Raw genomic sequence first — 570 nt, 5'->3', positions numbered from 1 at the left:
CTGTTCGATGGACGTCGACAGAGCGATTTCATGGATGATCTCTTTACGTATCTTCTGCTTTTCAGCAACGACAACGTATTCGTTCTCATGCTCGGTCTGTGGTAATGAGAGTTGGAAAGTGCGCCACTGTACGCCGTCTTTGGTAATGTCGGCGTAGCCGTTGTTATCAAAAGAAGAAGAAAGAGAGCGCAGATTCGGAGTGGAACTCCAGATCAACTTGTTGTCACGGTAGAATTGAAAAACGAGATTCTGTTCGTAGGGGTGACCAAATTTGGTGGCTTTGTCTTCGTCGCTCTTTGCCAAAGAATCGATGTTTTTCATCCACTGGTCGAATAGCTCTCTGTGGTTGGCGAGAGTGTCCGTTTCGGTTGAAATGGACAGCGTCAGCAGCATCAGCTTAGCGGATTGCCCAAGCCTAGCGTCATAAACTTCTTCGACTTCGTGTTTGGCTGATTGAAAGCTGAAGTACAAAGAAATAAGCAAAAGCGCACTGACTAACAAGCCAACCGAGAGCGTCAGTTGGCGTTTAATGGAGTAAGGTTTTTTATTTTTCAAGAATGTACCCCACAC

The 570-nt window shown here is 46.0% G+C and carries 1 protein-coding gene; it reads right to left on the bottom strand.

Features of this window, described 5'->3' with window-relative positions; translation table 11 throughout:
• Positions 1 to 555 (bottom strand): sensor histidine kinase N-terminal domain-containing protein (locus tag R7P74_RS28190; RefSeq protein ID WP_318123976.1); only part of this gene is annotated, 555 nt, incomplete at its 3' end.
• Positions 556 to 570: the final 15 nt, after the last annotated feature.

This window comes from Vibrio sp. 2033 (assembly GCF_033339735.1).
Note: the sequence above shows the minus strand (reverse complement) of the source record. Positions and strands in the feature narration are given on the sequence as shown.